The sequence below is a fragment of the Arthrobacter sp. CAN_A214 genome (assembly GCF_015751955.1).
Taxonomy (GTDB): domain Bacteria; phylum Actinomycetota; class Actinomycetes; order Actinomycetales; family Micrococcaceae; genus Arthrobacter_D.
Genome location: NZ_JADOUU010000096.1, coordinates 1 through 1,271 on the forward strand (window position 1 = coordinate 1; position 1,271 = coordinate 1,271).

1 protein-coding gene and 1 pseudogene are annotated in these 1,271 nt (G+C 59.7%); both read left to right on the forward strand.

The genetic code is table 11. The features are described 5' to 3' along the window. The first annotated feature begins 46 nt into the window (after positions 1-46). Positions 47-337 carry a transposase gene (locus IWX65_RS17585; RefSeq protein ID WP_196884842.1) on the forward strand — a complete coding sequence of 97 codons (291 nt, stop codon included), beginning with the start codon at positions 47-49 and terminating at the stop codon, positions 335-337. A gap of 20 nt (positions 338-357) precedes the next feature. Beyond that, positions 358-1,227 (forward strand): annotated as a pseudogene (locus IWX65_RS17590) (IS3 family transposase); the annotation flags it as partial. Positions 1,228-1,271: the final 44 nt, after the last annotated feature.

Consider the following 1,271-nt stretch of genomic DNA (forward strand, 5'->3'; position numbering starts at 1 on the left):
TGAGGTGTACTACTGATGTGAGACAGTTTTTGAAAGGATTGTTCTCATGTCTGCTCGACCAAGTTATACCAATGAATTCAAGGCTGATGCCGTGGCCTTGGCGGATTCCTCGGAACGTTCGTTGCCCTCTGTTGCGTCCGAACTGGGCGTCTCGCTGACCGCGTTGAAACGGTGGGTCCGGCTGGCCCGTGAGGCTGAGAATGGGAGCGGCACCAGGCCCGATGACCCTGTCGATCCGGTGAAATACAAGGCGTTGGAAGCCCGTCTTCGCGAAGTCGAGAGGGAGAATGACTTCCTAAAAAAAGCAGCCGCGTTCTTCGCCAGAGAACAACGGTAGAAGACCTCTACCGTCTTGTTCAGGAGAAGAACGCGCAATTCCCGGTGGCGTGGATGTGCCGGCAGCTGGACCTCCCGCGGGCGTCGTACTACCGGTGGGCGGAGTCCAAGGAATCCGCTACGGCTACCCGACACCGGGAACTGACAGAACACGTCAAGACCGTGTTCGATTCATCCGATGGTATCTTCGGCCACCGCATGGTCCACGCGAAGCTTGCCGTGGCCGGCACCGAGGTGTCCGTCGGGACGGTGGCTTCGATCATGGCCGAGAACGGCTGGGTCGCCAAGCGCATGCGGGCCTTCAAACAGACCACGATCCCGTCGGATCCGGACAAGGTCTTCGCTGACCTGATCGGCAGGGACTTCACCTCCGATACTCCTGGTACACGCATGGTTGGGGATATCACCTATCTGCGTACTGAGGAGGGCTGGCTGTACCTGGCCACCGTCATCGACCTGTGCACCCGCATGGTCGTCGGCTGGGCCATGGCCGATCACATGCGCGCATCCCTGGTGACCGGTGCGCTGAAAATGGCCCGTGACCGCGGCCATCTGCAGCCCGGTGCGATTTTTCACAGCGATCGGGGTACCCAATACACGTCCCGGGAAATGGGCACCTGGTGCGCCGGCAACGGCATCCGCCAGTCAATGGGAGACACCGGCGTGTGCTGGGACAACGCGGTAGCCGAATCGCTGTTCTCCTCGCTGAAGAACGAGTTCTATCACCACCACCGCTTCACTACGAGGCAAGACGCCAGGCGGGCCACCATGCGCTACATCGAGGTGTTCTACAACCGGTGGCGGCCACACACCCACAACGACGGCTTGCCGCCAACGACGGCAATGGCCAACTTCACAAGAGGAAATCAGCCGCTACCCGCGGCTGCCTAACCAAAAGAAACTAACCAACTGTCTCAAATCCTTGACACACCTCA